Raw genomic sequence first — 26960 nt, forward strand, 5'->3', positions numbered from 1 at the left:
TTCAGGGAGAGGAAGTATGTCACGTCCAATTGTCGCAACCATCAATCAACAGGCGTTGCGACATAACCTGGCCATTGTGCGTCGTGCGGCCCCCGCATCACGTGTCTGGTCTGTGGTGAAAGCCAATGCCTACGGCCATGGCATTGCCCGCGTGTGGGAAAGTCTGTCCAGCACCGATGGCTTCGCGTTACTGAATATGGAAGAAGCCATTCTGCTGCGGGAGCAGGGGTGGAAGAAACCCATCCTGCTGCTTGAAGGCTTTTTTCACCCTGACGATCTGACCTTAATCGATCGTTACCGTCTGACGACCAGCGTGCACAGCAACTGGCAGATTCATGCCCTGGCCAATGCGACGCTCTCGGCGCCTGTCGATATTTACCTGAAGATAAACAGCGGTATGAACCGACTGGGCTTTCGCCCTGAACAGGTAAATGGCATCTGGCATAAACTGCGTGCGCTGGAAAACGTCGGGGATATTACGTTGATGGCGCATTTCGCTGATGCCGAGAATCCCGACGGCATTGTAGCGCCGCTACAGCGAATCGCCGACGCCACCGAAGGGCTGGACAGCCCGGTCTCGCTGTCCAATTCGGCCTGTACGTTGTGGCATCCTGAGGCGCACCGGGACTGGGTGCGACCGGGGATCATTTTGTATGGTGCGTCACCCAGCGGTGACTGGCAGGACGTGGCCAGCAGTGGACTTCAGCCGGTGATGACCCTGTCCAGTGAAATCATTGGTGTGCAGCAGCTTCAGGCCGGAGATGGCGTGGGTTATGGCTATCGCTACCGGGCATCCCAGCCGCAGCGAATAGGTGTTGTCGCCTGTGGCTATGCCGATGGTTATCCTCGCCATGCGCCCAACGGGACGCCGGTTTTTGTTGATGGCGTGCTGACGCAGGTCGTGGGTGCGGTGTCGATGGATATGATTACCGTTGATTTAACACCCTGCCTACAGGCGGGCATTGGTTCACCTGTTGAGCTGTGGGGAAACAATGTCAAAATCGATCAGGTAGCAAAAGCGGCCGGAACGGTAGGTTATGAGCTGATGTGTGCCCTGGCCCCACGCGTTCCGGTAAACGTTATTTAATCGCTGTAATCCGGCTGTGCATATTTTTACTGCAGCGCCAGGCGAGGAACGCCAGCGCTGCACCCAGCAGCATCATCAACGCCAGCGACATTTTCTCTGCCAGTGGCAGGGCGACAATAAGCAAACTCCCCGCTGCACCGCCTGCCATCTGAATAAAACCCTGTAACGCCGATGCGACACCAGCCTGCTGTTGGTAAGGTTCCAGCGCATAGCTGGTGGCCGGGCCGACGGTGAAGGCCAGTCCGGCCACGGCCACGGCGACAGGGAACATATACAGCGCCCAGTGTGACTGCAGGCTGTCAGGCAGCAGTGTCATACCGGCCAGCAGCAGGCCAGCACCCAGTAGCATGGTCAGGCAACCCATCGCCAGGCAAAATGGCCTGCCCGCCTTACGAATCGCCTTGTTTACCACCACGCTCACCAGCATGATCCAAAAGCCATTCGCGCCAAAGGCAAAAGAGAATGCCAGAGGCGACAGGCCGCCCTCGGTCATCAGAATGTGGGGGGCCAGCGAAACATACGTCAGCACCATACCCAGTGCGCCCGCATTCGCAAAGGCAAAGGCCAGAAAGCGCGGCTGACGAAAAATGGCGGCATACTGATTTACGGGAAGCCCTTTTACACGCAGCGTATCGGCCGGACGGGTTTCCGGCAGCCAGATAATGACCATCAGCATCACGACGGCGGCATAAGTACACAGGAACCAGAAGGGCGCGCGCCAGTCAAAGGCGCTGGCCAGCAGTCCACCCAGCAACGGTGCCAGTGCGGGCACGATATTCAGTGCGCCATTCAGAAAGCCATAGGCCCGGGCGGCATCATCACCACTTAACCGGTCGCGTACGCCGCTGAACGCAACGACGGCACTACAACATACCGCACAGCCCTGTACGACGCGGGCCAGCAGGAACAGCGGGAAGGAGGTGGCGGTGGCCGCAATGGCGCTGCCCGCTATGTAGAGCGTCAGGCCCAGCAGCGCAATAGGTTTACGCCCATAGTTATCGACCAGCGGGCCGCTCACCAGCTGACCCAGTCCCATTATCAGCAGGAAAAGGGGGATCGTTGTTTGTATCAGCGTCACCGGTGTTGACAGACCTTCTGCGATCTGCGGCAGCGTGGGTAAATAGAGATCGATGCCTAAAGGCGCCAGGAGCACCAGGCTTAACAGCAACAGGGTATATTTTTGCATAGCAACCAGAGGGTAAACGTACGATAAAGCGAGGGAAGAGGGTAATGATTAATAAAGCAAAAGGAAAGCGAATTACCAGGGAAATGGCGATGCCTGTCTGAAACAGGCATCGCAGGCTAAATCAGTACGCGCCGTCGCGGCGTAATACCACACCGGCTGTTTTAAACAGGATGGCAATATCCGTCCAGAGCGCCCAGTTTTTGACATACCAGGAATCAAAGTAGACACGGGTATCGTAGTCAATGTCGTTACGTCCGCTCACCTGCCACAGGCCGGTCATCCCGGGCTTCGCCATCAGATAGTAATCCACGTCGCCGGCATAACGTTCCAGTTCCGCTTCGATAACCGGACGTGGGCCGACCAGGCTCATTTCACCCCGAATCACGTTCCAGAGCTGAGGTAACTCATCCAGGCTGGTTTTGCGCAGGAAGCCTCCGATGCGGGTAATGCGCGGATCATTTTTCAGCTTGAAGTCTTTGTCCCATTCGCGACGCGCTTCTTCGCTGGTCGCCAGCAGGTTTTCCAGCACCTCTTTGGAATTGGTGACCATCGAACGGAACTTCAGACATTTAAATTTCTTGCCATCCTGACCCACGCGCTCGTGACCATAAATGGCATTACCGCCATCACGCTTCACCATATAGCAAAGTAAGGCAAAAACCGGTGCCAGGAAGAGCAGCAGCAGCGAAGCTACCACAATATCAAATCCCCGTTTCAGGAAGCGTGACGAATGCTTCGCCAGGTTATTGCTGACGCGCAGAATCATCACTTCATGGCTGAAAATAAAGGACATGTCTGTGCCGTAAAGCGGTACACCGCGTAATGTTGGGATAACCGACACGGAACGGCAGTTCATTTTGGACAAGAATTTCAGCCAGCGGTCGCGCTCAGGCTGCTGTTCGTATTCCATTGCCACAATGAACTGCACATTGTCACGGTCGATGGTCTGCCAGTTAATATCGTTGGCGGAGATAACAGGCACACCATTAACGCTCTGCTGCAGCGGTGCGTCTTCAACGGAAATAAACGCCTGAACGTTATACCCGAGAATCTCCTCGCTTTGTAATGCGGCGTAAGCTTCGGTAGCGTTACGGCCCGAGCCAATGATGATGGTTTCTTTTTGCCATTGTCCGGCCCGGTTAATCGCGCTTTTCACGCCTGCACGCATTAACGGCAGCAACAGCAGGGCATAGCTCCAGCTGAACACCCAGACCATGCGGGAGAAGTCCCATTTGGAGAAGGCGATTAACGCCAGATCCAGCAGAGAGAACACGACGAGGGTTTTAACAATCTCTTTCAGTTCAAACCAAAAGGGTTTGCGGTAGGTATAGTGACGCAGGCGCATCCAGAACCAACCGGTGCAAAGCACCGACATAATAAACTGCGCAATAAAACGGTTCTCAATTTGATGGGGTGGAATAAAGGCATCAAGGTCGCCCCAAATTCCCTGCACGGTCGCGGCAGAGAGAAACAACGCTAAATTCAGCGCAATGAGATCTGAAAAACTTAACGCAAGCTTTACAAGAATATTTTTACGAAGACCGCTCCACGAGCGAGTCGCATTGTTCATTACAATTGTACTTGCCATAAAACCTGCTCTCTTTAATGAAGTAAAAGATGGCCTGACCAGAATCAAGTACGCGTTCAGGGGTTAACGACTGAAAACCCGAAACCGGGACGTTTTCAGTTTGTTACAGTCATTAGAGCCATTGACGCTGCAAAAAACAGATTCTCTAAACGTGAGACAAGTCACGTAAAAATGCAGCACTGGAGAAGAGTATGCAGGAGATGTTTGACAGAGTTAATACGGAATAATTCTTAAAAAGTCAGGGGATAATCGCGCGGGTTTTGTTTAAGTTATTGATATGCAGAATATTGTATCAGAGATAAGCGTGATGCACGGAGATATTCAGGTCCATTTTTAGGAATTACCGCCAAACGGGCTGACTGGCGGTAATCCTCCGGGCTTACGCGGGTTTTTTTAATACCCAGCGGTCTTGTTGTTTATCGTAATGACCGATCGCTAATATCACTTCTTTACCGTCGATCCAGGCCGGTACGCTGGTTTCCTGATCCCAGCCGTCAAGCTGATAACTCAGGCCGGGATTGGTGTGGCAGGGAATACTCACCGTCACCGGGTCTTCGCTGCTGAATTCCGCATCAACAATTTCATAGCGACCAATTTTAACCACGTGACTCATGGATAACTCCCGTTTTAACTGAATGTTATAAAAGCGTAGTGCAATTCAGCTAATTAAACCGCGCTATTTAAATAAGATTATTCTTTGTCTTCATTGGGGCGCACGCCAATTTTAACAATATGATTATCTTCTTTCTCCGCTACCGTCCATGTCAGTTGATTCCATTCTATCTGGTCACCGACCACAGGTGCCCCGCCTAACATACTCATCATCAACTGACCCAGCGACTGTTGCGCGTTCGTATCTTCGTCGAGTTCAAGGCCATAAATCTGCGCGACATCATGAAGTCGCGCGTCGGCATCCAGAATAAAGTCGCCGAAGAAACGTTGATCCAGCGAGACAGGCGGCGACTGACTGAACATTTTGCCCAGCGCAGGCAGATCGCGCTCACGGCCAATCACACAAATCACGTCATTCTCTTTTAAACGCGTTGCGCCGTTGGGGTGCATTAACACGTTATCCCGAAACAGTGCGGCGATACGGGTTTCGCGTGGCATCTGTAAATCCCGCAGCGCCGCGCCCACGCACCATTTGTCGGCGCTGAGCTGGTAGACGAACTGCTCCCACGGATTCTCCGGATGAATATCCAGCCCGATACGGCTAATCGGAGAGGCGGTAGGCGGAACCACCACTTTGGCTTTCTTCGCCGCAAAGCCCAGCGAGGTGCCCTGTAGCATCAGGGACACCAGCACCACGAAAAACGCAATATTAAAATAGAGCGAGGCATTCTCCAGACCGGCCATCATCGGGAAGACGGCCAGGATAATCGGCACTGCTCCGCGCAGACCGACCCAGCTGATAAAGATACGCTCCCGCGCCGTGAAGCCACGGAACGGTAACAGGCCGATAAACACCGACAGCGGACGTGCCACCAGAATTAACCACAGGGACAGAATCATCGCCGGAACAGCGATATGCCAGAGGTCGGAGGGCGTGACTAACAATCCCAGTACGATAAACATGCCGATCTGGCTGAGCCAGGCCATACCGTCAAAGGTCTGCAAAATGCCGAAACGGTTGCGGATAGGGCTGTTACCCAGTAAGAAGCCGCACAGATAGACGGCGAGGATGCCGCTGCCTTCCAGCACGGTGGTCAGCGCAAAGACCAGAATGCCGCCGCTCAGTGCCAGTAAGGGATACAGGCCGGGAGCCAGATTCATGCGGTTAATCAGTTGCTGCAGGGCCCAGCCACCGCCCAGACCGAGGACAATCCCCAGACCGAACTGCTGAATCAGATGCACCACGAACATCCAGTCCAGACCGGTTCGTCCCTGCTCAATCATTTCGATCAGCGTAATGGTCAGAAACACCGCCATTGGGTCATTGCTGCCGGACTCAATTTCCAGCGTGGCACTGACACGTTCATTCAGACCTTTGTCACCGAGCAGGGAAAATACCGCTGCCGCGTCGGTGGAGCCGATAATCGCACCAATCAGGAAGCCCTGCATCATATCGAGCCTGAACAGCCAGGCTGCGACCATGCCAGTCAGGCCTGCCGTAATGATCACGCCTACGGTTGCCAGTGATAAGGCCGGTCCGAGCGCCACCTTAAAGGAGCTGGCTTTGGTGCGCATGCCGCCGTCCAGCAGGATGATTGCCAGGGCAAGGTTAGAGATCAGGTAGGCCGCCGGATAGTTATCAAATGCGATGCCGCCAATACCGTCAATGCCGGCCAGCATGCCCAGCGCCAGAAAAATCACCAGGATAGGAATGCCCAATCGGGACGAAAAGGAACTGAGCAAGATACTCGACGCAACCAGCACGGATCCAATAATGAAAAGACTATAAACAATAGTGTGGTTCAAACGCGGTCTCCTGAGATACGGCAGACAATGTTAACTAAGGTGTAGAAACATCCATGCTATGTCTGCAAGATAATGTTTTATCAATGAGTTGTCATTGTCATTTTGCAATTTATCTTAATTGCTAATGCACTGGATAATCCCAGTTAACAAGGCTAATAGGGGAGTTAGATAGCTTGCAGCAGGCAAGACCGCATTTTAAGAGGTTATAAATACAATAAAAAAAGCCGACTGGGCGTCGGCTTAGTGTCTCAGGCTTCCATTGCCTGTTTGTGAAACAGCTCACGAAACACAGGATAAATATCTTCGGGCTCCCGGATGTGCTGGATCGCAAAGTTGTCGAACATTGACTGCAGATGTTCGTATTCGCGCCATAAGGTCTGATGCGCGCGACGTGTTATCTCAATGTAAGTGTAGTAACGCACCACCGGCAACAGGTTTTTTGCCAGAATCTCGTGGCAAAGCGGTGAATCGTCTGCCCAGTTGTCGCCATCCGACGCCTGCGCGGCGTAGATATTCCATTGCGCCGGATCGTAGCGCTCCTTCACAACCTCATCCATCAGTTTCAGTGCGCTGGAGACGATGGTGCCGCCGGTTTCCTGCGAATAGAAGAACTCCTGCTCATCGACCTCTTTGGCCTGAGTATGATGGCGGATGTAGACTACCTCGACGTTTTTATAAGTCCGGCTGAGGAACAGATAGAGCAAAATATAAAAGCGTTTTGCCATATCTTTCGTCGCCTGATCCATCGAGCCGGAGACATCCATCAGGCAAAACATGACCGCCTGACTGGAAGGCTCGGGCCGCTTCTCGAAGTTTTTATAGCGCAGGTCAAAGGTGTCAATAAAGGGCACTCTGTCAATGCGCGCGCGCAGTTCGGCAATCTCCTTGCGCAGGCGTTCCTCTTCGAGTAACTGAGCGGGCTCTGACTTTTCTACTTCGCTGAGGGCATCCTCAAGCTCATGGAGCTGGCGGCGCTTACCTGCCGTCATCGCAGTACGTCGGGCCAGGGAATTTTGTAAAGAACGGACCACGCTGATGTTGGCGGGAACGCCATTCGAGGTAAATCCGGCACGGTGCGTTTTGTACTCATTCAACTGGCGGTGCTGATTTTTCCGCAGATTGGGCAGCGCCAGATCCTCAAACAGCAGATCCAGATATTCATCTTTGGAAATTTGAAAAACAAATTCATCCTCACCTTCACCATCCTGACTGGCATTTCCCTGACCTGAACCGCTACCGCCCCCGCCTTGTGGGCGTTCAACACGGTCATTTTGCACGAAGTGATCATTGCCTGGATGAACGCGATGACGTTGTCCACCCCGCCCCTGATGAAAAATGGGTTCATTGATATCATCTACGGGAATAGAGACGGATTCGCCACTGCTGACGTCGGTTACCGAGCGTTTGTTAATGGCCTCGGAAATCGACTGCTTAATCTGCGACTTGTAACGACGTAAGAAGCGCTGGCGATTAACCGCACTCTTGTTTTTACCGTTCAGTCGGCGATCGATAAAATAGGCCATGATGTTCCCCCAAACTACATTGCAAGCAGGCCGGGCTGGCCCGACCTTAATATGACCGGTGCTGTCCCGCACCGGTTTGCTTACAGACTTTGATCAGGACGATTTACGCACGCGCAGATACCATTCACACAGCAGGCGAACCTGTTTGCGGGTATAGCCTTTTTCCATCATGCGATCGACAAAATCGTCGTGTTTCTTCTGCTCATCCGTAGAGGTTTTGGTGTTGAACGAGATAACCGGCAACAGCTCTTCGGTATTGGAGAACATCTTTTTCTCAATGACCGTACGGAGTTTTTCATAGCTGGTCCAGTTGGGATTTCTGCCATTATTATGCGCTCTTGCACGCAGCACAAAATTGACAATTTCATTACGGAAATCTTTAGGGTTACTAATCCCGGCAGGCTTCTCAATTTTCTCCAGCTCGGCATTCAGCGATTCACGGTCAAATAATTGTCCGGTATCCGGATCGCGATACTCCTGATCCTGAATCCAGAAATCCGCATAGGTTACATAACGGTCGAAAATATTCTGACCATATTCGGAATAGGATTCCAGATAAGCCGTTTGAATCTCTTTGCCAATAAACTCCGCATATTTAGGAATTAAATAGCCTTTGAGATGCTCAAGGTATTTTTCCGCCTGATCCTGTGGGAACTGCTCACGTTCAATCTGCTGTTCCAGCACATAGAACAGGTGCACCGGGTTGGCGGCAACTTCAGCATGGTCAAAGTTAAACACGCGTGACAGGATTTTAAAGGCGAAACGCGTCGACAGGCCATTCATGCCTTCGTCCACGCCCGCATAATCGTGGTACTCCTGCCAGGATTTCGCTTTCGGGTCGGTATCCTTCAGGCTTTCACCATCGTACACGCGCATTTTGGAGTAGATGCTCGAGTTATCGGGATCTTTCAGACGCGACAGGATAGAGAAGCGCGCCAGCGTCTCAAGCGTGCCAGGTGCACAAGGCGCAGTGGACAGCTCACTGTGATTCAGCAGCTTTTCATAAATCTTAATTTCCTCTGACACGCGCAGGCAGTAAGGCACTTTAACGATGTAAACACGGTCGAGGAAAGCCTCGTTGTTTTTATTGTTGCGGAAGGTCACCCATTCGGATTCGTTTGAGTGCGCCAGGATGATGCCGTTAAACGGCAGGGCTGAAATCCCTTCCGTACCGTTGTAGTTTCCTTCCTGCGTGGCAGTAAGCAGGGGGTGCAGAACCTTAATCGGCGCTTTAAACATCTCAACGAATTCCATGATGCCCTGGTTGGCCCGGCATAGTGCGCCAGAGTAACCGTAGGCATCAGGATCGTTTTGCGCGTGGTTTTCAAGTTTGCGAATGTCGACCTTACCGACCAACGCAGAGATATCCTGGTTGTTCTCATCGCCCGGCTCTGTCTTGGCGATGGCTAACTGCTCAAGAATCGATGGCCAGACTTTAACGACTTTAAAGCGTGTAATATCCCCGCCAAAGTCATGCAGACGTTTGGCGGCCCAGGGCGACATAATGGTGCCAAGGTAGCGACGCGGTACGCCGTACTCTTTTTCCAGAATGTTAGCGTCTTCCTGCGGATTGAACAGGCACAGCGGATGGTCGTTGACCGGACTGCGTTCGCCGTCGGCGCTGAGCACGTAGATAGGGACGCGTTGCATCAGCGATTTCAGGCGCTCAGCCAGGGAGGACTTACCGCCACCCACCGGACCCAGTAAATAGAGAATCTGCTTCTTCTCTTCAAGGCCTTGCGCTGCGTGTTTCAAATAGGACACGATCTGCTCAATCGCTTCCTCCATACCGTAAAACTCTTCGAACGCTGGGTAACGTCCCATAACCCGGTTAGAAAAGATTCTGGAAAGGCGTGGCTCCTGGGCAGTGTCGACCATTACTGGCTCACCAATAGCCATTAAGAGTCGCTCTGCTGCGTTGGCGTATGCACTGCGATCCTGTTTACAGATAGTCAGAAATTCCTGCAGTGTGAACTCTTCGTCCTTGGCAGCTTCATAACGCTGACGATAGTGATCGAATATATTCATAGCGATGCCCGTCCTTTCGTTTTTAGCACAGGTAAAGGAGCAATAATCAGTGCTCGTACAGCTCCCGGAAGATATTAATCTGTTTACTACAGCAACCCTTATGCCAACCTGATCGTTCTTATCGGGATGCACAACTTTTATGGTTACTTGGTAAGTACAAAAACTCGGGTATTAAGTTTAACTGTAGAAGGCATTCAGGAAATTTCATCATAGATTTTTGATTAGTGAGCCACATATCAATAACAAAATCATTTTGTTGCGAAACGTTTTTCCTCAGTTAACCCCCGTTCTGTGATGCCTTCAACCCGGTTATGCCACATTCTGCGGCAAACGCGGTAGATGATTTTGATATAAGGTTAATTCAGTCTGTAAAAAGCGTTAGACTCTATGTGTGATTGTTATATTTATGGAATGAATAAATTGTGAACCAATTCAAACTTAACGTGCTTATTGCACTTATCCCTTGTTATTTTCTGGGCCAGTCAGTACAAGCCGCACCCTTATCGCTCGGTGCATCAGTGATTTATGCGCAGTCACCTTATCGTGGTGGACAGGACCGCTATTTGCCTGTTCCCATCATCAATTACGAAGGGGAAAAATTCTGGTTTAACACGCTGCAGGGTGGCTATTACGTGTGGAAAGACCCACAGGATCAGCTCTCTCTGTCGCTGTTGGGTTCGCCGCAGCAATACGACCCGGATGACAACGATCTGGGGGATATGAAGGGGCTGGATAAGCGCCGAATGACGTTGATGGGCGGGGTGACTTACCGGCACACGGATGACTGGGGCATCATACGGACCTCATTGTTAGGCGATGTGCTTAACAACAGCAACGGTATCGTCTGGGATTTGACCTATCTTTACCGTTTCAGCTTTGGCGACTTTACCTTTACGCCGGGAATTGGTGCATTGTGGAACAGCGCGAATCAAAACCGCTACTACTATGGCGTATCGGGTAACGAAAGCGATCGGACCGGAATTCGTCGTTATCATCCGGATGACAGCTGGTCGCCTTATGTGGAAATGAACGCCAGCTACAGCATTACCCCGCAGTGGAATGCCAGTCTTTCAGGGCGTTACACCCGCTTTGCCAGCGAAATCAAAGACAGTCCGATGGTTGATAAAAGCGGACAGTTTACGGTCTGGACAGGCGTCAGCTATACCTTCTGATGCGGCGCACCCCGCGAGTGCAGGCTGTGCGCTCTCAGGGTGCATATGCCCCCATTCAGTGCAGGAGAACCCGATGACAAAATATATCGATATTGCAGGTCAGCGTCAGATTCCGGCAATCGGTCTTGGCACCTGGTATATGGGGGAGGATCCCGCCAGCCGGCAACAGGAAATCAGTGCGCTTCAGGCAGGGCTGGATGCCGGTTTGCGGCTGGTGGATACCGCTGAAATGTATGCAGAGGGTGGCGCCGAAGAAGTGGTAGGCGATGCCCTGAAGGGACGGCGTGATGAGGCCCTGCTGGTATCGAAAGTTTATCCATGGAATGCCGGAAAACAGGATGCCATCGCCGCCTGCGAGGCCAGCCTGCGTCGTCTGCAAACGGATCGAATTGATTTGTATCTTTTGCACTGGCGCGGCAGTGTGCCACTCGACGAAACCATCAGCGCGATGCAGACCTTGCAGCAGCAGGGCAAAATTCGTGCGTGGGGTGTTTCAAACTTCGACAGCGAGGACATGGACGCCCTGTGGGCCGAAACGGGTGGCGAAAATTGTGCCACCAATCAGGTGCTTTATCATCTGGGTTCCCGCGGTATTGAATACGATTTGCTACCGCTCTGTCGCCAGCGCGCGATGCCCGTCATGGCGTATTGTCCCCTGGCACAGGCCGGTCGGTTACGCAGTCAGCTGTTTACCGACCCCGCTCTGAACGCAATTGCCCGCCAAAAAGGCATCACCGTGGCACAGCTTCTGCTGGCCTGGGCGATTCGGGATGGCGATGTCCTTGCCATCCCTAAAGCCGGTTCACTGGTACATGTTCGTGAAAATGCGGCTGCGCTGGGCATTACCCTGAGCGAGGAGGACTGTCTCAGACTCGACAGGGTTTTTCCGCCGCCACAACACAAACTGCCGCTGGATGTGGTCTGAACGCGCCTCAGGCCTTATTTTTCAAACGTATTGTCGTCGCCAGTCGGGCAGGCTTGTCGCCTGCACTGCGCAACGGTTTGCTGATGCGCGCGGTTTCAACACACACCATCGTTTTATAACCCTCATTTGGCATGTCCGCCATACTACACGACAGCGCCACACCAGGATTCCACGTGACAACGTCACTATGGTGATGGTGGTACACTTCAATTTGCCGTTTTCCAGCCAGATCGTTGATAACTGAACAGTCTTTTGGCGCAGTGAAGATACGATCCACGCGCTCGGTAAAGCGCTGTTTACCCTCGCTCTGACCCGGCTGGTTATCTTTGACCTTGTCGATGTAATGTTCACCCAGTCCGGTGACCTCAACGCTCGCACTGTCCGCCACGTTAAAATAGCTGTGTAGCGCGGCTGTCGATTCATAATCACCGTAGGCTTCCAGCTCAATTTCGCAATGCTGGCCCAGACGGAAGCGGGCAATAAGGGTAAAGTCATGCGGCCACAGCTTCAGCGTTTGTGGGGTACTTTCCAGCACAAATGTCAGCAGCACGCCGTCTTCGTTTTCATCATGCGCAGAGAGCGTCCATGACTGATTTCGGGCAAAGCCATGGGCAGGCTCTCCTGCCGGTCCAAACCAGGGCCAGCAAATCGGTACACCGCCGCGAATCGCCTTACCAGGCAGGAAAGGGCTCTTATCGCTCAGCCAGATGACGGGCTTCTCACCGCTCGGTTGCCAGGCAATCAGATGCGCGCCCTGTAAGGTCACGGCCGCCCGTACACGCGGATGGCTGACAATGATAACCGGGAGTTCACCCACCTGACGTTGCGACAGATAAGGCGTGATTTGTTTAACCACGGGAAGGGAAAAGAGTTTGTCTTGCATGCCTGACTCCATAGTGAAGGGATCAAAAAAAGGGTGACCGAAGTCACCCTTATTGTCTCGTGTCTGGCTGCCTTATTTAGCAGCAACCAGCGCAATCAGGTCGAGAACTTTGTTTGAATAACCGGTTTCGTTATCGTACCAGGAAACCAGTTTAACGAAGTTGTCATTCAGCGCGATACCGGCTTTGGCATCGAATACTGAGGTCAGAACTTCGCCGTTGAAGTCGGTAGAAACCACGTCATCTTCAACGTAGCCCAGCACGTCTTTCATCTCGCCTTCAGCCGCGGCTTTGATAGCGGCACAAATTTCTTTGTAAGACGCAGCTTTTTCCAGACGAACGGTCAGGTCAACAACAGAAACGTTAGGCGTAGGTACACGGAATGCCATACCGGTCAGTTTGCCGTTCAGTTCTGGCAGCACTTTACCTACCGCTTTAGCGGCGCCGGTAGAAGACGGGATGATGTTCTGTGATGCACCACGACCACCGCGCCAGTCTTTGTGAGACGGGCCATCAACGGTTTTCTGCGTTGCGGTAGTGGCGTGTACGGTGGTCATCAGGCCTTCAACGATACCAAATTTATCGTTGATGACTTTTGCCAGCGGGGCCAGGCAGTTAGTGGTACAAGAGGCGTTAGAAACGATGTCCTGGCCCTGGTATTTGTCGAAGTTAGCACCACGAACAAACATTGGGGTGTCATCTTTAGATGGACCGGTCAGAACCACTTTTTTCGCGCCAGCAGTGATGTGCTTACGTGCGGTTTCGTCGGTCAGGAAGATACCGGTTGCTTCAGCAACGACGTCAACGCCCACTTCGCCCCACTTCAGGTTAGCCGGATCTTTCTCAGCGGTAACACGGATTTTCTTACCGTTAACAACCAGAGCGCCGTCCTGTACTTCAACGGTGCCGTCAAAACGGCCGTGAGTAGAGTCGTACTTCAGCATGTACGCCATGTAGTCAGCGTCCAGCAGGTCGTTGATAGCAACGATTTCGATGTCAGAGCGCTGTTGAGCAGCACGGAAAACGATGCGACCGATACGGCCAAAACCGTTGATACCTACTTTGATAGTCATATATTCCACCAGCTAGTTGTTAGTGAATAAAAGGTTGGCTGTAAAATTACAAAAACCTTACCAGGCGTCAAGCGGAATCGTGTCAATTGTTGCGACAGGTCAATCCACCGAACAGGAATTATTTGACGCGCAACCGCTTGCGCGCTTCCGCGAACATCGTGCTCTGTTGAAACCTTCGCCGAATATATAGGGATATGCCAGAGAAAAGGTGATCAAAATCACAAATCCACCTTGTAAGATACGGACCGAAGGGCAGAGCACAAAAAAAGACCCGACTAATGTTGATCATTTGTTAGAATACTAGTCGATTTTTTCAGAATGACATCCCGGAATTGCTCAAATGCCTAAAGAAACCGCACCCGACGCAAAAATCGCCCAGTTAACTGAGATGCAGCGCTATGTCACGCAACAGCGTGGCACGGAGCCGCCGTACAGCGGTGCGCTGCTGCATAACAAGCAGGAAGGGATTTATCACTGCCTGGTGTGCAACGCGCCCTTGTTTCTTTCAGAGACGAAATACGATTCAGGCTGTGGCTGGCCGAGTTTTTATGAGCCCGTCAGCGATGAGGCTATTCGTTATCTGGAAGATAACTCGCACGGTATGCAGCGTATTGAAATCCGTTGCGGCAACTGTGATTCTCATCTCGGCCATGTTTTCCCTGATGGGCCGCAGCCGACCGGTGAGCGTTACTGTGTGAACTCAGCCTCGCTGAACTTCACCAGTCCACAAGGCGACGAGATTAAGGGCTAACAATGAAACAGCAACTTGAAGCCATGCTTGATGCTATGACACCCGAAATTTATGAACGCCTGATGACGGCTGTTGAAACCGGAAAATGGCCGGATGGAGTGGCGCTGACGCAGCAACAGCGTGATAACAGCCTGCAGTTGGTTATGATGTGGCAGGCGCGCAATAATGATGCACCACAGCATATGACCATCGGCAAAAATGGCGAAATGGTGACCAAATCGAAAAAGCAGTTAAAAGAAGAGTTTGGTATCGAACCGGACGTCACGCACATTCATCTGCATTAATAGTGCGGTAAGTCGCCAGTCAGCCACGCGCAGGCGGGCATCGTATGGAAGAGCAAAAAGGGCTGGCTATACGCCAGCCCTTTTTCAGATAATGACGGCGCCCTGAGCCGCCATCTGCGCCAGCGCAATGTCGCTGTCTTCTGGGTTGAGATTAACGCCACGGCAGCCTGCCGCCACGACCTCGACCTGATAACCCAGTTCAAGTGCATCCAGCACGCTGTACTTCACGCAGTAATCCGTCGCCAGGCCCAGCATGACCAGATGCGTGATATCGCGTGCGCGTAACCAACTGTCCAGTTCTGTCTTGCGTCGGTGTCCGTTGTCAAAAAAGGCGCTGTAGCTGTCTACGTCCTGATCTTGCCCTTTATGGAAAACCGCGTCGAACAGGCTGCGATCAAGTCCGGGATGAAAATCAGCCCCCGCAGAATGCTGCACGCCATGATCCGGCCACCAGATCTGTGGCAGGCCGTTGAGTTCACCGAGGGTATAGACAGGTTCGCCGGATACGGAAGCAAAACTACCGTGATCGGCTGGATGCCAGTCCTGCAGGGCTACGACGCACTCACCATTCTCATGAAAAGCACGGGCGTAGCGGTTAGCAACCTCGACCGTATGATCGCCTTCTTTGACGGCCATTGGGCCGCCGGGGCAGAAGTCGTTCTGGATGTCGATAATGATTAATGCCCGTTTCATTGCCGTTGACTCCATCTTAGTCGTCTGTCAGTTCGCCACGCAGGTTCTGCTGCATTTTGGCGCGGATCTGATCGCTGGACAGATCCTGGCTCAACAGATAGTGAAGTTTCGTCAGCGCCGCTTCAACCGTCAGATCAAAGCCGCTGATGACGCCAGCGTGCTCCAGAGCATTCCCGGTGGCGTAGCCACCCATATTGACCTTGCCAGAAATACACTGGGTCAGGTTGACGACCACAATGCCGCGTTCGCTGGCCTGCTGAAGTTCAGACAGAAACTCGGCGTTTTGCGGCGCGTTACCGACACCGTACGAGCGTAAAATCAGCGCCTTAACCGGCTGACGTAAAAAGTTACGCACGACATCTGCAGAGATGCCCGGATAAATTGTCACCACGCCAATAGGTTGCGGGGTAATGGTATGAACAATCAGCTCGCCTTTGCCCTGAGGTGCAGGCGGCGTATTAAGACGACGGATATGAATCCCGGCTTCCAGCAAGGCTGACAGGTTGGGGGACGCAAAGGCGTTGAAACCGTCCGCGTGCGCTTTAGTGGTACGGTTACCGCGATAGAGTGTGTTGTTGAAAAACAGCGTCACCTCGTTGATGGGATAATTCGCAGCGACGTAAAGGGAATTAAGCAGGTTTTGTTGGCCATCGGAACGCAGTTCGGCTAACGGAATCTGTGAGCCCGTAACGATGACCGGCTTAGCCAGATTTTCGAGCATAAACGACAGGGCAGAGGCGGTAAATGCCATGGTATCCGTGCCGTGCAGAATGACAAAACCATCATAGCGATCATAGTTCAGCCGGATATCTTCGGCGATCGACTGCCAGTCCTGCGGGGTCATGTCAGAAGAGTCAATCAGAGGCTGATACTCATGAATCGTGAAGTCAGGCATTTCCGGGCGATGGAACTCAGGCATCTTCGCCAGTTCCTGCTGCAGATGACCAGAAACCGGAATATAACCTTGAGCAGAACGTTGCATACCGATGGTACCGCCCGTGTAGGCAACGTAAATATTTTTCTTTTGCATAGGTAAACTCAGACTTGCCGTAAAACGGGCAGTATAAGGGGAACAGCAGGGAAAAGCAGCCCGACAAGCAGTCGGGCTGAGAGGTTTATCGCACTTCGCCGCAGTTCAGGCAGAAGGCATAGCGGTTTTGCGGATCGTTCAGATGGTCAAACAGGCCGGGCTGATTCTTCATCGCGCTCATCACATCGTACATGGGCGCAGGCAGCCAGGCTTTCATCGTGTCAGGCAGCACAGCCTGAACAGACGCGTTCATCTGATTCAGCATCACGTCAAGGAAGCCGGGATCTTCCTGATACCAGTCAAGCTCTGGCTGGGAAACCTTCGCCAGCTCAGCCGCTTTTTTCACCGCATCGTCAAAATCGCCCAGCGCATCGACCAGACCATTGGCTTTGGCATCGCTGCCCGTCCAGACGTGCCCCTGCGCGATGGCATCGATCTGTTCCGGTGTTTTATGGCGCGATGTCGCCACCAGTCCCACGAAGTTGTGGTAGCCGTTTTCAATGGTCAACTGCATCAGTTGCTGCACTACCTCAGGCAGCGCTTTGGTGCTTGCGACGTCTGCCAGGGGTGAGGTCGCGACGCCATCGGTATGCACACCAATCGAGGCCAGGCTGTTCTCCAGCGTGTTAATCACGCCAAAGATGCCGATAGAGCCGGTCAGCGTGCTGGGGCTGGCAATAATGTAGCTGGCTGGCGTCGAGATCCAGTAGCCGCCCGAGGCTGCCATACCGCCCATGGAGACCACAATCGGTTTGCCTGCCGCTTTCGCTGCGGCCAGTTCCGAACGAATCGCTTCGGACGCCGTAACGCTGCCGCCCGGGCTGTTCACCCGCAAAATAATGGCCTTGATTTTGGGATCCAGTCGCGCATCGCGGATCTGCGCCGCTGTCGTATCGCCGCCCACATTACCCGGTGTTTCATCACCATCAATGATGGCACCGCTGGCAAGAATCACGGCAATGTTGCCTTTTTGCTGGCTGGCATCCTGTTTAACGTTGTAATCATAAATGCTGACGTTACGGTAATCGTTGTTTTGCTTATCGAAGCCAAATGCCTGGATAAGCGCCTGGTCCGCGTCAGCGCGTGAGCCCAGCACATCGACCAGTTTGTTATCCAGCGCATATTTTCCGGTATCGCCCTTAACGGCCTGCAGACCTGCGATAATAGCGGCAGCGCCAGGGAACAGCTGCTCAGGCGTAATCTGGCGGTTAGCAGACACGGTATTCAGGTAATTTTGCCAGAGCTGGCCAATCCAGCGGCTATCTGCGTCACGCGCCGCTGGCGACATATCGTCACGCAGGAAGGGCTCAACGGCTGATTTATAGGTGCCCACGCGGAAAACGTGTGAATTGACTTTCAGCTTGTCGAGCAACGTTTTGTAGTAGAGACCGTTGGTGGCAAAGCCGTGCAAATCAACGGTGCCCTGTGGCGACAGATAGATTTTCGTCGCATAGCTGGCAAGGTAGTACTGCGCCTGGCTATAGCTGTCGCCTAAGGCGTAAACAGGCTTACCGCTGTCGCGGAACTCGCGTAACGCTTTACCTACATATTGCAGAGAAGGCTGATCGCCGCCAGCAAAATCACGCAGGTCTAAAACCAGACCTTTAATATTGCTGTCACCTTTGGCCTGACGAATAGCATCCACTACATCAAACAGGGAGTTTTCCTGCAGACGATCGCTACTGGTGCCTAATAACTGACGACCAATTTTGCTCAGACGGTTGCTGACGGAGGGTTTGTCGACCAGCACACCGGTCAAATCCACTTTTAGCGCACCTTGCTGTACCGGGGCGGAGGAACGGCTGCCTGAGCCGCTGATCTGAAGCCAGATCCCCACACAGACAATAATTAAGAAAACCAGAAACAGGTTGAGAATACATTCCCTGATAAAATTCAACACTCGCCAGGTCCAGCGGAACAGACCCGCAATTATTCGCCACAGTGTGCGCATCACATTCTCCATTTTGATATAGCCGGAAATAGCCACCAGGCGGGCCAGGTCTCCGTTAACGACCTCATCCTAAAGAGCAGCGAAACAAAAGTCAGCAGGAAATCACCCTGGACTGTTACAAAAAATCCACTTGTGCCAGGATTACCCGTGCTTTTACTGTCAGGAGAAAAACATGGACGCACTAGAATTACTGGTTAATCGTCGTTCGGCCTCGCGTCTGGCGGAACCGGCCCCCAGCGGTGAAGCGCTGGATAACATCCTGCGCGCGGGCATGCGCGCACCCGATCACGGCGGCCTGCAACCCTGGCGATTTATTATTGTTGAAAATGAAGGCCGCGATCGCCTGAGTCAGCTACTGGAAAAAGCGGCGCGGGACAACCAGATGGATGAGAAAGCCATCAATAAAGCCAGTCAGGCGCCGTTCCGTGCGCCCATGATCATCACCGTCGTGGCGCACTGCGAGATCAATCACAAGGTACCGCGCTGGGAACAAATCGCCTCTGCCAGCTGTGCCGTGATGGCGATGCAGATGGCTGCTGTCGCCCAGGGCTTTAATGGCATCTGGCGGAGCGGCGTCTGGACCGACGATCCGCAGGTGCGTGAGGCGTTCGGCTGCCGTGAGCAGGACGCGATTGTGGGCTTCCTCTATCTGGGCACGCCGCAGCTTAAGTCCAGCACCACCGTGGTTCATCCCGACACGGCACCCTTCGTCCGCTATTTCTGAACCTGTCTGAACCGCGCGATGCGCGGTAAACTGCGCACGTAATGAGCGAAGCGTTTCCTCGCAGATCCGGCACGCTTATCAGCAGCGTGCCGCCAGGCTACTATAGCGCTGTCTTCACTGGCAGCGCAGCGTGCTGTGTCCGGGGAAACCGGCTGCCTGCATCCGATGGCGCCAGGCCGTGATCCTGCACTGTCGTCGTGCACGGGGCAGGCGCTGCCATCATTGTTGTTCGCTGACGTTAAGGATTACCCGATTTAATGCGTTTGTTTATAGCAGAGAAACCCAGCCTTGGACGGGCCATTGCCGATGTGTTACCTAAACCGCACCGCCGCGGTGAGGGATTCATTGCCTGTGGCAATGATCAGGTCGTCACCTGGTGCGTAGGGCATTTACTTGAGCAGGCGCAGCCCGATGCTTATGACGGCCGTTATGCACGCTGGTCACTGGCCGATCTGCCCATTATTCCTGAAAAGTGGCGCCTGCAGCCGCGGCCCTCTGTCGCTAAGCAGCTTAAAGTGGTTGAGGGGTTGCTGGCGCAGGCGGACGAAGTGGTTCACGCCGGTGACCCGGATCGGGAAGGGCAACTGTTAGTGGACGAAGTGCTGGATTACCTGCAACTGCCCGCCGAGAAACGCAGTAAGGTGCAGCGCTGCCTGATCAACGATCTCAATCCTCAGGCGGTCGAACGCGCAGTCAGTCGCCTGCGTGAAAACCGTGAGTTTATCCCCCTGTGTGTTTCCGCCCTGGCTCGCGCCCGGGCGGACTGGCTGTATGGCATCAACATGACCCGCGCCTGGACGTTAATGGGCCGTAATGCCGGTTACGATGGCGTATTGTCGGTGGGGCGGGTGCAAACGCCCGTGCTGGGGCTGGTGGTGCGCCGCGACGAAGAGATCGAAAACTTTGTGCCGAAAGACTATTTTGAAGTTAAAGCGCATATCGTGACGCCAGATGACATCCGCTTTGTTGCCAACTGGGTCCCCAGTGAAGCCTGTGAGCCCTGGCAGGATGAAGAAGGGCGCTTACTCAAGCGGAGTCTGGCAGAGCATGTGGTTGCCCGCATTACCGGTCAACCTGCGCGTGTCACCGCATACAGTGATAAGCGCGAAAGCGACACTGCGCCACTCCCGTTTTCGCTCTCGGCACTGCAGATTGAGGCGGCAAAACGCTTTGGCCTGAGCGCGCAGGCGGTGCTGGATATTTGTCAGCGATTGTATGAAACCCACAAACTGATTACCTATCCCCGTTCCGACAGCCGCTATTTGCCCGATGAGCATTTTGCTGGTCGTCACGCAGTGCTGAATGCCATTCAGGTTCACCAGCCCGATCTGACGCCGCCTGCGGAGTTTGATGCCGATCGTAAAAACCGCTGTTGGGACGACAAAAAAGTGGATGCGCACCATGCCATTATTCCCACAGTACGCGCCAGCGCTGTCAGGCTGAATGACAATGAACAGCAGGTTTATGGCCTGATCGCGCGTCAGTATCTGATGCAGTTCTGCCCGGATGCGATGTTTCGTAAATGCACTATTGAACTGGATATTGCGGGCGGTAAATTCGTGGCGAAGGCCCGCTTTCTGGCTGAGGCGGGCTGGCGTGCTTTGCTGGGCAGTAAAGAGCGTGATGAAGAAAATGACGGCATGCCGCTGCCGGTCGTGGCGGAAGGGGACGTCCTGCTGTGTGAGCACGGCGAAGTGCTGGCCAAGCAAACGCAGCCACCTCGCCATTTTACGGATGCCACGCTTCTGTCAGCCATGACCGGTATCGCGCGTTTTGTTCAGGATAAAGAATTAAAGAAAGTGCTTCGTGCGACCGATGGTTTAGGAACGGAAGCCACGCGCGCGGGGATCATAGAATTATTGTTCCGCCGGTCATTTTTACAGAAGAAAGGGCGCTATATTCATTCTACCGACACGGGTAAGGCGTTGATCCATTCGTTACCGGATCTGGCAGCCCGGCCGGACATGACCGCCCAGTGGGAATCGACACTGACACGGATTAGTGAAAAGGCCTGCCGTTATGATGAGTTTATGCAACCGCTGGTGCACACGCTGAGTGGGCTTATTCATCAGGCACGGCAGCAACCGTCGGGACAGGCGTTTCGTGGGTTACCGTCCACCGGACAAAAACGTCCGCAGCGCAAAGCACGGCGTAAAACTAAGGAAACCGAATAATGCGTAAAACTGCACTGCTCATGCTGGCCGCACTGATTGTCTGTGGGCCGGCCCAGGCGAATTATCATCCGTCTACAGGCGGAACTAATACGGATGTGATTGTTGATATGCCGCGGGAAGCCTGGACTCAGGGACAAAATAATCAGCAGAACTGTATGCAGTGCTGTATTTTCGAAAACCGTAATTATACCGAGGGCGCAGTCGTGAAATCAGAAGGCGTCCTGTTACAGTGCGCGCGTGACGAAAAATCGCTGGGGACGAACAATCTGATCTGGAAAATAGTGAAATAGAAAACGCGTGGTGGGCGGGCGCACCACGCGTCAGCGCTATCAGAAGCGGAAGGTTGACCAGACCGGGGCATGGTCAGAGGGTTTTTCCATGCCACGAATATCGTAGTCGATACCGCTCTCAATGCAGTGCGAGGCCAGCCCGGTGCTGGCCAGCAGCAGGTCAATGCGCAGACCGCGATTGTCATCGAACCCTTTAGAACGGTAATCGAACCAGGAAAAACGGTCACAGGTATCGGGATTATGCGCACGCCAGGTATCGACCAACCCCCAGCTTAACAGCCTGTCCATCCATTCCCGCTCTTCGGGCAGGAAAGAACACTTACCGGTACGCAGCCAGCGTTTACGGCTGTCTTCGCCAATCCCAATATCCAGGTCGGTGCTGCTGATATTCATATCGCCCATGATCAGCACGGGCTTATCCGCCGTAAGACTCTCGCTCAGATAGCTTTGCAGATCGCGGTAAAATTTTTCTTTGGCCGGAAACTTTGTCGGGTGGTCGCGGCTCTCGCCCTGCGGAAAATAGCCATTTATCACGGTAATATCGCCAATCGGGCTGGGGATTTCAGCCATGATCAGGCGACGCTGCGCATCCTCGCCATCGCCCGGAAACCCCCGACGCACGGAGACCGGCTGAACCTTGGTCAACAGTGCCACACCGTAATGGCCTTTCTGACCGTGATAAAACACGTTGTAGCCCAGCTTAGCCACATCCTCGAGCGGGAACATATCATCATGGACTTTCGTTTCCTGCAGACCAATGACGTCAGGCTGATGCTTCTCGACCAGTGCTTCGAGTTGATGGGGACGTGCCCGCAAGCCGTTAATATTGAATGAAATAAATTTCATGAGATAACCTTCAGCGAATGATAGGCAGGATGGTAGCGATTTTTGCCGGAAATGTCATGGCAGAGCAGGGCAATTTCAGCGAGTGGTGGACAGCACGGGCGAGAGAGCACGACCCATGGTCAGCGGGAACAGAAAACCAGAGTGGTTTCCAGAGGCGTTTTCTCAGGCGATGCCCGGCACGAACGCTGAACAAAGGCTCTTATCTTTCTCCGCGCAGAACAGTTTTATAACGGCATGACGTGCTAAAGGGAAGAGAGGGGTGGATAAGGATGATTCGGCGCGTTGCGCCTCACCCTACGGGCCGCGCTAATGCGCGTTGTCTCGCGGTGCCCGACGCGAACGCTGAACAAAGGTCTTATCCCTTTCCTCGCAGAACAGGCTGACTGAGTTGCATGTCGGAATGAAGTTGCTAAATGCGAGATGGTGGTGGGAGAAGGATTCGAACCTTCGAAGTCTGTGACGGCAGATTTACAGTCTGCTCCCTTTGGCCGCTCGGGAATCCCACCGGGGATGATTTGTAGGCTCAGGCAGCAGATTCAGATGGTGGTGGGAGAAGGATTCGAACCTTCGAAGTCTGTGACGGCAGATTTACAGTCTGCTCCCTTTGGCCGCTCGGGAATCCCACCAGGGACTGAATTGTTGTGCTCTGAAGCGGGGCGCATCATACCAAATGGATTCAGACTGTAAAGCGGACTCAGGCAAATCACGAACCGTTTGCCCACTTTTTACGCGTAGCGCTGGAATGTCAGCCAGTCCAGCGCCCGTGGCGGTTAAAGAATAATCGTGCGGTTGCCGTAAACAAACACACGCTGACCCAGCACTTTATCTAACGCGCGGCTCAGCACATTCTTTTCTACATCACGTCCGGCACGCATCATCTCTTCTGCTGTATAGCTGTGATCGACGTTGATGACGTCCTGCATAATGATCGGACCTTCATCCAGATTGTCATTAACGTAGTGCGCCGTCGCACCAATGATTTTAACGCCGCGTTCATAAGCCTGGTGATAAGGGCGTGCGCCGATAAAGGCAGGCAGGAACGAGTGATGAATATTGATGATCTGATTCGGGTAGCGTTGGACGAAGCCCGGCGTCAGCACGCGCATATATTTGGCAAGCACCACATAATCTGGCTGGTAACGATCAATTTCGTCCGCCATCTTATTATCATGCTCTTCACGCGAAAGCCCTTCATGACTGACCAACACAAACGGAATATCAAAACGCTCGACCAGCGAGCGCAGCGTTTCATGGTTACCGATGACGGCGGCTATTTCCATATCCAGCCCGCCAAACGCGCTCTTCATCAGCAGGTCGCCCAGGCAGTGGGCTTCTTTGGTGACCAGAATAACGACGCGGCGACGGCCTGCGCTGTGCAGTTCACGTACCGAGCCCTGAGGAAGGGCGCTGTCAAGATCGGCCAGTAAAGTATTGTCGTTAAAAATCCCTTCCAGCTCTGTGCGCATGAAAAAACGCCCGGTGCGATGATCAACAAACTCATTGTTTTGCACGATATTCAGTTCGTGCTTGTAACAAATATTGGTGATTTTGGCGATCAGACCTTTTGCATCGGGACAAATGGTTCGTAAAACTTTTCTTTGCATGGTTTGCGCTTGCATCTCAATCAGAGTCCTGTCAAAGCATTAAGGGTAAAACCGTTACGCAGGCAACTGCCTTAACCGCAACATTTTTTGTATTTTTTGTCGGCGCCACATGGACAGCGATCGTTGCGCCCGATGGCGGGCGTCATTCCGTCGACATAGTACCAGCGACTGTCCTCGCGAAGAAAGCGTGAACGCTCGTACATCGCCCGATTAACACCGTTTTCAGCAAAACGTGCAAAAAAAGTGACGAAAGATTCGTCTTTGTGGCGCCCCTCATCACAACGTGTGATGTTCAGGCTGAGCCATTCAGTACCCGCGAAACTTTCAGTCACTAAGTCAGCCAGCGCCGGAACGCGGCTGGTGGGATGCCAGGTGGCGACGAGGTAATCGACGTCTTGTTTGACATAAGCGCAGTAGCGGGAGCGCATAAGTTGTTCAGCTGATAAGGGAATTTCTGTTCCTTTAACAAAGGGCTGACAACATAGGCTATACTGCTTGCCGCTACAGCATGGGCAAGATTCGGACACACATTCTCCTGTTAATAACAGTGATTGTTAATGATATCGTTTACTTTATCCGACCCACGCGTGTGATGCCATGTATTGACGCCAGGACCCGAGTAAGATGAGAAAGCAAAAAATTGGATTGGCTCTGGGTTCCGGTGCCGCCAAAGGATGGGCGCATATTGGCGTTATCGAAGCGTTGGAGAGCGCAGGTATCAACATTGATGTCGTGGCAGGCTGTTCCATCGGTGCACTGGTGGGCGCAGCTTACGTCAATCATCGTCTCCCGCACATGAAAAAGTGGGTGAGTGCGTTTAGCTACTGGGATGTCATCCGTCTGATGGATCTGTCCTGGCAGCGAGGCGGACTGTTACGCGGAGAACGGGTATTCAACCATGTCCGGCAACTCATTACGCACGACGCGATTGAATCGTGCGGAAAGCCGTTTGGTGTGGTGGCAACCAATTTAAGTACCGGTCGCGAGCTGTGGCTGACCGAGGGTGAATTACATCAGGCGGTACGTGCGTCCTGCAGTATGCCAGGTTTATTACCGCCCGTCGGCTACAATGGATATTGGCTGGTGGATGGTGCGGTGGTGAATCCGGTACCGATCTCCCTGACGCGCGCGCTGGGGGCGGATGTCGTGATTGCTGTCGATCTTCAGCACGACGCGCATCTGATGCCGCAGAATGCGATGGCGCTGACGCCCCAGAGTTCAGAAGAACATGCGGCGGCTGTGGCGCTCAATCTCGACTGGCGTGGGAAACTGCGACAGCGTCTGGTCAATTTTACGCAGCGCCGGGCCTCGCAAATGCCGGGCGCCATGGAGATCATGGCCACGTCCATCCAGGTGCTGGAAAATCGCCTGAAGCGAAACCGGATGGCAGGCGATCCGCCTGATGTGCTTATCCAGCCATTTTGTCCACAAATATCCACGTTGGATTTTCATCGTGCGGAAGAAGCAATTGCGGCTGGGAAGGTTGCCGTTGAGAAACAAATGGATGAATTATTACCGCTGGTCCGTAGAAGATAATCTGGTTGTTCACGCACAGATGTTACTTCGGTCTATTCTGAAAGGCGCAACTGCGTTTTATGAACCACTATTGATTTATCGGGTACGCAGGGGGATGGAATGGAAAAACCACTGATCGGCAAAAAGATACTCATTGTCGAAGATGAGGCCGTTTTCCGTTCGCTTTTAAACCAGTTTTTAACATCAATGGGGGCTGTCACTGTTGAGGCTGAAGATGGTCTGGAAGCTATTGAGCAACTGGATAAACATGCCGTCGAACTGGTGATTTGTGACCTGGAAATGCCGCGCATGAACGGAATTCAGTTTGTCGAACATCTGCGCAGCCACGGCAATACACTGCCCATTCTGATAATTTCCGCGACCGAAAATATGTCTGACATCGCGCAGGTTTTACGTCTGGGCGTACAGGATGTGTTGCTAAAACCCCTGAAGAATTTTGAACGTTTCCGTGAAGCGGTATACGAATGCCTCTATCCGTCGATGTTTACCTCTAAAGTCGAGGAAGATGAACAGCTGTTTCAGGACTGGGATGCATTGGTGCGCGATCCTTCCGCTGCGGCAAAATTACTGAAAGAACTGCAGCCCCCGGTCCAGCAGCGCATTGCCCATTGTCGGGTAAATTATCGCCAGTTAACCATGGCGGAGCAGCCCGGGCTGGTGCTGGATATTGCGGCGTTATCTGACAAAGATTTGGCTTTTTATTGTCTCGATGTCACCCGTGCGGGCGACAACGGCGTGCTGGCGGCTTTATTATTGCGCGCCCTGTTTAACGGATTATTACAAGAACAGTTATCAGGACAGAAACAGCGATTACCTGAGTTAGGCAGTTTACTCAGACAGGTTAATCTGCTGCTACGGCAGGCGAATTTAACCGGACAGTTCCCTCTGTTAGTTGGGTACTACCATCGCGGATTAAAAAACCTGGTGCTGGTTTCTGCTGGCCTGAATGCCACATTACATGTTCAGGCCCATCAAATTCAACTCAGTAATGGCGTTCCGCTTGGCACTATGGGCAGTACGCATATTAACCAGATTAGCCAGCGTGCGGACGACTGGCAGTGCCATATTTGGGGCGCCGGGGGCCGTATACGACTGATGTTATCGTCTGAGCAATAAACACCGAAGGGTAATTTATACTTACCCGCAAGACAGTGCCAGAAGTTAGCTTTACACTTGGGTAATAGTCTTAAATTCTA

At 53.0% G+C, this 26960-nt stretch carries 24 protein-coding genes, 2 tRNA genes and 1 other RNA gene; 10 read left to right on the top strand and 17 right to left on the bottom strand.

Annotated elements, in window-relative coordinates; all coding sequences use genetic code 11:
• Window positions 1–16: 16 nt before the first annotated feature.
• Window positions 17–1087 (top strand): catabolic alanine racemase DadX, encoded by a 1071-nt coding sequence (dadX, locus tag C7433_RS00740; RefSeq protein WP_110267441.1) that lies wholly within the window; start codon window positions 17–19, stop codon window positions 1085–1087.
• Here dadX and C7433_RS00745 read toward each other — a convergent pair.
• From C7433_RS00745 to yeaG, 6 genes are all read right to left on the bottom strand, one after another.
• Window positions 1080–2273, bottom strand: coding sequence for a multidrug effflux MFS transporter (locus tag C7433_RS00745; protein ID WP_110267442.1), 1194 nt, complete (start codon window positions 2271–2273; stop codon window positions 1080–1082). The genes dadX and C7433_RS00745 overlap by 8 nt on opposite strands.
• A gap of 121 nt (window positions 2274–2394) precedes the next feature.
• Window positions 2395–3861 (bottom strand): undecaprenyl-phosphate galactose phosphotransferase WbaP, encoded by a 1467-nt coding sequence (gene wbaP / locus C7433_RS00750; protein WP_033741889.1) that lies wholly within the window; start codon window positions 3859–3861, stop codon window positions 2395–2397.
• 379 nt (window positions 3862–4240) lie between these two features.
• Complete coding sequence (locus tag C7433_RS00755) at window positions 4241–4474, bottom strand: DUF1480 family protein (protein WP_033741887.1); 234 nt, start codon at window positions 4472–4474, stop codon at window positions 4241–4243.
• Window positions 4475–4551: 77 nt separating this feature from the next.
• Window positions 4552–6279 (bottom strand): potassium/proton antiporter, encoded by a 1728-nt coding sequence (locus C7433_RS00760; RefSeq protein ID WP_033741886.1) that lies wholly within the window; start codon window positions 6277–6279, stop codon window positions 4552–4554.
• A 248-nt stretch (window positions 6280–6527) separates the two neighbouring features.
• Window positions 6528–7802 carry a YeaH/YhbH family protein gene (locus C7433_RS00765; RefSeq protein WP_006119424.1) on the bottom strand — a complete coding sequence of 425 codons (1275 nt, stop codon included), beginning with the start codon at window positions 7800–7802 and terminating at the stop codon, window positions 6528–6530.
• A 93-nt stretch (window positions 7803–7895) separates the two neighbouring features.
• Complete coding sequence (yeaG, locus tag C7433_RS00770) at window positions 7896–9830, bottom strand: protein kinase YeaG (RefSeq protein ID WP_006119423.1); 1935 nt, start codon at window positions 9828–9830, stop codon at window positions 7896–7898.
• 422 nt (window positions 9831–10252) lie between these two features.
• Here yeaG and C7433_RS00775 point away from each other — a divergent pair, with 422 nt between their 5' ends.
• Window positions 10253–11002 (top strand): MipA/OmpV family protein, encoded by a 750-nt coding sequence (locus tag C7433_RS00775; RefSeq protein ID WP_006119421.1) that lies wholly within the window; start codon window positions 10253–10255, stop codon window positions 11000–11002.
• A 73-nt stretch (window positions 11003–11075) separates the two neighbouring features.
• On the top strand, window positions 11076–11927 hold the full coding sequence (locus C7433_RS00780; protein WP_110267443.1) for an aldo/keto reductase: 852 nt from the start codon (window positions 11076–11078) through the stop codon (window positions 11925–11927).
• 7 nt (window positions 11928–11934) lie between these two features.
• Here the strand turns inward: C7433_RS00780 and C7433_RS00785 are convergent, their stop codons facing one another.
• Both C7433_RS00785 and gapA read right to left on the bottom strand, forming a co-directional pair.
• On the bottom strand, window positions 11935–12810 hold the full coding sequence (locus C7433_RS00785; protein WP_039343042.1) for a D-hexose-6-phosphate mutarotase: 876 nt from the start codon (window positions 12808–12810) through the stop codon (window positions 11935–11937).
• A gap of 72 nt (window positions 12811–12882) precedes the next feature.
• Window positions 12883–13881 (bottom strand): glyceraldehyde-3-phosphate dehydrogenase, encoded by a 999-nt coding sequence (gene gapA / locus C7433_RS00790; protein ID WP_006119418.1) that lies wholly within the window; start codon window positions 13879–13881, stop codon window positions 12883–12885.
• Between the two features lie 340 nt (window positions 13882–14221).
• On the opposite strand from gapA, the gene msrB reads away from it, so the two are divergent.
• Both msrB and C7433_RS00800 read left to right on the top strand, forming a co-directional pair.
• Entirely contained in the window at window positions 14222–14632 is a 411-nt protein-coding gene (gene msrB, locus C7433_RS00795; protein ID WP_006119417.1) for a peptide-methionine (R)-S-oxide reductase MsrB, read from the top strand.
• A gap of 2 nt (window positions 14633–14634) precedes the next feature.
• On the top strand, window positions 14635–14916 hold the full coding sequence (locus C7433_RS00800) for a YeaC family protein (protein WP_110267444.1): 282 nt from the start codon (window positions 14635–14637) through the stop codon (window positions 14914–14916).
• Between the two features lie 84 nt (window positions 14917–15000).
• Here the strand turns inward: C7433_RS00800 and pncA are convergent, their stop codons facing one another.
• The 3 genes from pncA to sppA form a co-directional block, all read right to left on the bottom strand.
• Window positions 15001–15609, bottom strand: a complete 609-nt coding sequence (pncA, locus tag C7433_RS00805; RefSeq protein ID WP_006119415.1) for a bifunctional nicotinamidase/pyrazinamidase — start codon at window positions 15607–15609, stop codon at window positions 15001–15003.
• 16 nt (window positions 15610–15625) lie between these two features.
• Window positions 15626–16639, bottom strand: a complete 1014-nt coding sequence (gene ansA, locus C7433_RS00810) for an asparaginase (protein WP_033741878.1) — start codon at window positions 16637–16639, stop codon at window positions 15626–15628.
• Window positions 16640–16724: 85 nt separating this feature from the next.
• Window positions 16725–18590 (bottom strand): signal peptide peptidase SppA, encoded by a 1866-nt coding sequence (gene sppA, locus C7433_RS00815; RefSeq protein WP_110267445.1) that lies wholly within the window; start codon window positions 18588–18590, stop codon window positions 16725–16727.
• A 172-nt stretch (window positions 18591–18762) separates the two neighbouring features.
• Between sppA and C7433_RS00820 the strand changes: the two genes are divergently transcribed.
• The 3 genes from C7433_RS00820 to C7433_RS00830 all read left to right on the top strand — a co-directional run bounded on the left by C7433_RS00820 (window position 18763) and on the right by C7433_RS00830 (window position 21778).
• Window positions 18763–19314 (top strand): NAD(P)H nitroreductase, encoded by a 552-nt coding sequence (locus C7433_RS00820; RefSeq protein ID WP_006119410.1) that lies wholly within the window; start codon window positions 18763–18765, stop codon window positions 19312–19314.
• A gap of 257 nt (window positions 19315–19571) precedes the next feature.
• On the top strand, window positions 19572–21488 hold the full coding sequence (locus C7433_RS00825) for a DNA topoisomerase III (RefSeq protein WP_110267446.1): 1917 nt from the start codon (window positions 19572–19574) through the stop codon (window positions 21486–21488).
• Window positions 21488–21778: a YnjH family protein gene (locus C7433_RS00830; RefSeq protein WP_006119407.1), complete on the top strand. Its 291-nt coding sequence runs from the start codon at window positions 21488–21490 to the stop codon at window positions 21776–21778. The genes C7433_RS00825 and C7433_RS00830 overlap by 1 nt, the downstream gene beginning before the upstream one ends.
• Before the next feature lie 39 nt (window positions 21779–21817).
• Here the strand turns inward: C7433_RS00830 and xthA are convergent, their stop codons facing one another.
• The 6 genes from xthA to C7433_RS00860 all read right to left on the bottom strand — a co-directional run bounded on the left by xthA (window position 21818) and on the right by C7433_RS00860 (window position 24755).
• Window positions 21818–22624, bottom strand: a complete 807-nt coding sequence (gene xthA / locus C7433_RS00835) for an exodeoxyribonuclease III (RefSeq protein ID WP_054633684.1) — start codon at window positions 22622–22624, stop codon at window positions 21818–21820.
• A gap of 253 nt (window positions 22625–22877) precedes the next feature.
• A non-coding RNA gene (locus C7433_RS00840) (RtT sRNA) lies at window positions 22878–23004 on the bottom strand.
• Between the two features lie 41 nt (window positions 23005–23045).
• Window positions 23046–23130, bottom strand: a tRNA-Tyr gene (locus C7433_RS00845).
• A gap of 35 nt (window positions 23131–23165) precedes the next feature.
• A tRNA-Tyr gene (locus C7433_RS00850) sits at window positions 23166–23250 on the bottom strand.
• Between the two features lie 144 nt (window positions 23251–23394).
• Entirely contained in the window at window positions 23395–24243 is an 849-nt protein-coding gene (gene purU / locus C7433_RS00855) for a formyltetrahydrofolate deformylase (RefSeq protein WP_006119405.1), read from the bottom strand.
• Between the two features lie 56 nt (window positions 24244–24299).
• Entirely contained in the window at window positions 24300–24755 is a 456-nt protein-coding gene (locus tag C7433_RS00860) for a YchJ family protein (protein WP_006119404.1), read from the bottom strand.
• Window positions 24756–24852: 97 nt separating this feature from the next.
• Here C7433_RS00860 and rssA point away from each other — a divergent pair, with 97 nt between their 5' ends.
• Both rssA and rssB read left to right on the top strand, forming a co-directional pair.
• The gene (rssA, locus tag C7433_RS00865) at window positions 24853–25764 is read left to right on the top strand and encodes a patatin-like phospholipase RssA (protein ID WP_039343037.1); all 912 of its coding nucleotides are present in this window, start codon (window positions 24853–24855) and stop codon (window positions 25762–25764) included.
• Window positions 25765–25863: 99 nt separating this feature from the next.
• Window positions 25864–26880 carry a two-component system response regulator RssB gene (gene rssB, locus C7433_RS00870; protein WP_110267447.1) on the top strand — a complete coding sequence of 339 codons (1017 nt, stop codon included), beginning with the start codon at window positions 25864–25866 and terminating at the stop codon, window positions 26878–26880.
• Window positions 26881–26960: the final 80 nt, after the last annotated feature.

The sequence above is a fragment of the Pantoea sp. PNA 03-3 genome (assembly GCF_003201175.1).
Lineage (GTDB): Bacteria > Pseudomonadota > Gammaproteobacteria > Enterobacterales > Enterobacteriaceae > Pantoea > Pantoea stewartii.

What these genes read in the sequence shown, in the direction of transcription:
- dadX (WP_110267441.1), top strand. Translation starts at nt 17, where the DNA reads ATGTCACGTCCAATTGTCGCAACCATCAATCAACAGGCGTTGCGACAT.
- C7433_RS00745 (WP_110267442.1), bottom strand. Translation starts at nt 2,273, where the DNA reads ATGCAAAAATATACCCTGTTGCTGTTAAGCCTGGTGCTCCTGGCGCCT.
- wbaP (WP_033741889.1), bottom strand. Translation starts at nt 3,861, where the DNA reads ATGGCAAGTACAATTGTAATGAACAATGCGACTCGCTCGTGGAGCGGT.
- C7433_RS00755 (WP_033741887.1), bottom strand. Translation starts at nt 4,474, where the DNA reads ATGAGTCACGTGGTTAAAATTGGTCGCTATGAAATTGTTGATGCGGAA.
- C7433_RS00765 (WP_006119424.1), bottom strand. Translation starts at nt 7,802, where the DNA reads ATGGCCTATTTTATCGATCGCCGACTGAACGGTAAAAACAAGAGTGCG.
- yeaG (WP_006119423.1), bottom strand. Translation starts at nt 9,830, where the DNA reads ATGAATATATTCGATCACTATCGTCAGCGTTATGAAGCTGCCAAGGAC.
- C7433_RS00780 (WP_110267443.1), top strand. Translation starts at nt 11,076, where the DNA reads ATGACAAAATATATCGATATTGCAGGTCAGCGTCAGATTCCGGCAATC.
- C7433_RS00785 (WP_039343042.1), bottom strand. Translation starts at nt 12,810, where the DNA reads ATGCAAGACAAACTCTTTTCCCTTCCCGTGGTTAAACAAATCACGCCT.
- gapA (WP_006119418.1), bottom strand. Translation starts at nt 13,881, where the DNA reads ATGACTATCAAAGTAGGTATCAACGGTTTTGGCCGTATCGGTCGCATC.
- msrB (WP_006119417.1), top strand. Translation starts at nt 14,222, where the DNA reads ATGCCTAAAGAAACCGCACCCGACGCAAAAATCGCCCAGTTAACTGAG.
- C7433_RS00800 (WP_110267444.1), top strand. Translation starts at nt 14,635, where the DNA reads ATGAAACAGCAACTTGAAGCCATGCTTGATGCTATGACACCCGAAATT.
- pncA (WP_006119415.1), bottom strand. Translation starts at nt 15,609, where the DNA reads ATGAAACGGGCATTAATCATTATCGACATCCAGAACGACTTCTGCCCC.
- ansA (WP_033741878.1), bottom strand. Translation starts at nt 16,639, where the DNA reads ATGCAAAAGAAAAATATTTACGTTGCCTACACGGGCGGTACCATCGGT.
- sppA (WP_110267445.1), bottom strand. Translation starts at nt 18,590, where the DNA reads ATGCGCACACTGTGGCGAATAATTGCGGGTCTGTTCCGCTGGACCTGG.
- C7433_RS00820 (WP_006119410.1), top strand. Translation starts at nt 18,763, where the DNA reads ATGGACGCACTAGAATTACTGGTTAATCGTCGTTCGGCCTCGCGTCTG.
- C7433_RS00825 (WP_110267446.1), top strand. Translation starts at nt 19,572, where the DNA reads ATGCGTTTGTTTATAGCAGAGAAACCCAGCCTTGGACGGGCCATTGCC.
- C7433_RS00830 (WP_006119407.1), top strand. Translation starts at nt 21,488, where the DNA reads ATGCGTAAAACTGCACTGCTCATGCTGGCCGCACTGATTGTCTGTGGG.
- xthA (WP_054633684.1), bottom strand. Translation starts at nt 22,624, where the DNA reads ATGAAATTTATTTCATTCAATATTAACGGCTTGCGGGCACGTCCCCAT.
- purU (WP_006119405.1), bottom strand. Translation starts at nt 24,243, where the DNA reads ATGCAAGCGCAAACCATGCAAAGAAAAGTTTTACGAACCATTTGTCCC.
- rssA (WP_039343037.1), top strand. Translation starts at nt 24,853, where the DNA reads ATGAGAAAGCAAAAAATTGGATTGGCTCTGGGTTCCGGTGCCGCCAAA.
- rssB (WP_110267447.1), top strand. Translation starts at nt 25,864, where the DNA reads ATGGAAAAACCACTGATCGGCAAAAAGATACTCATTGTCGAAGATGAG.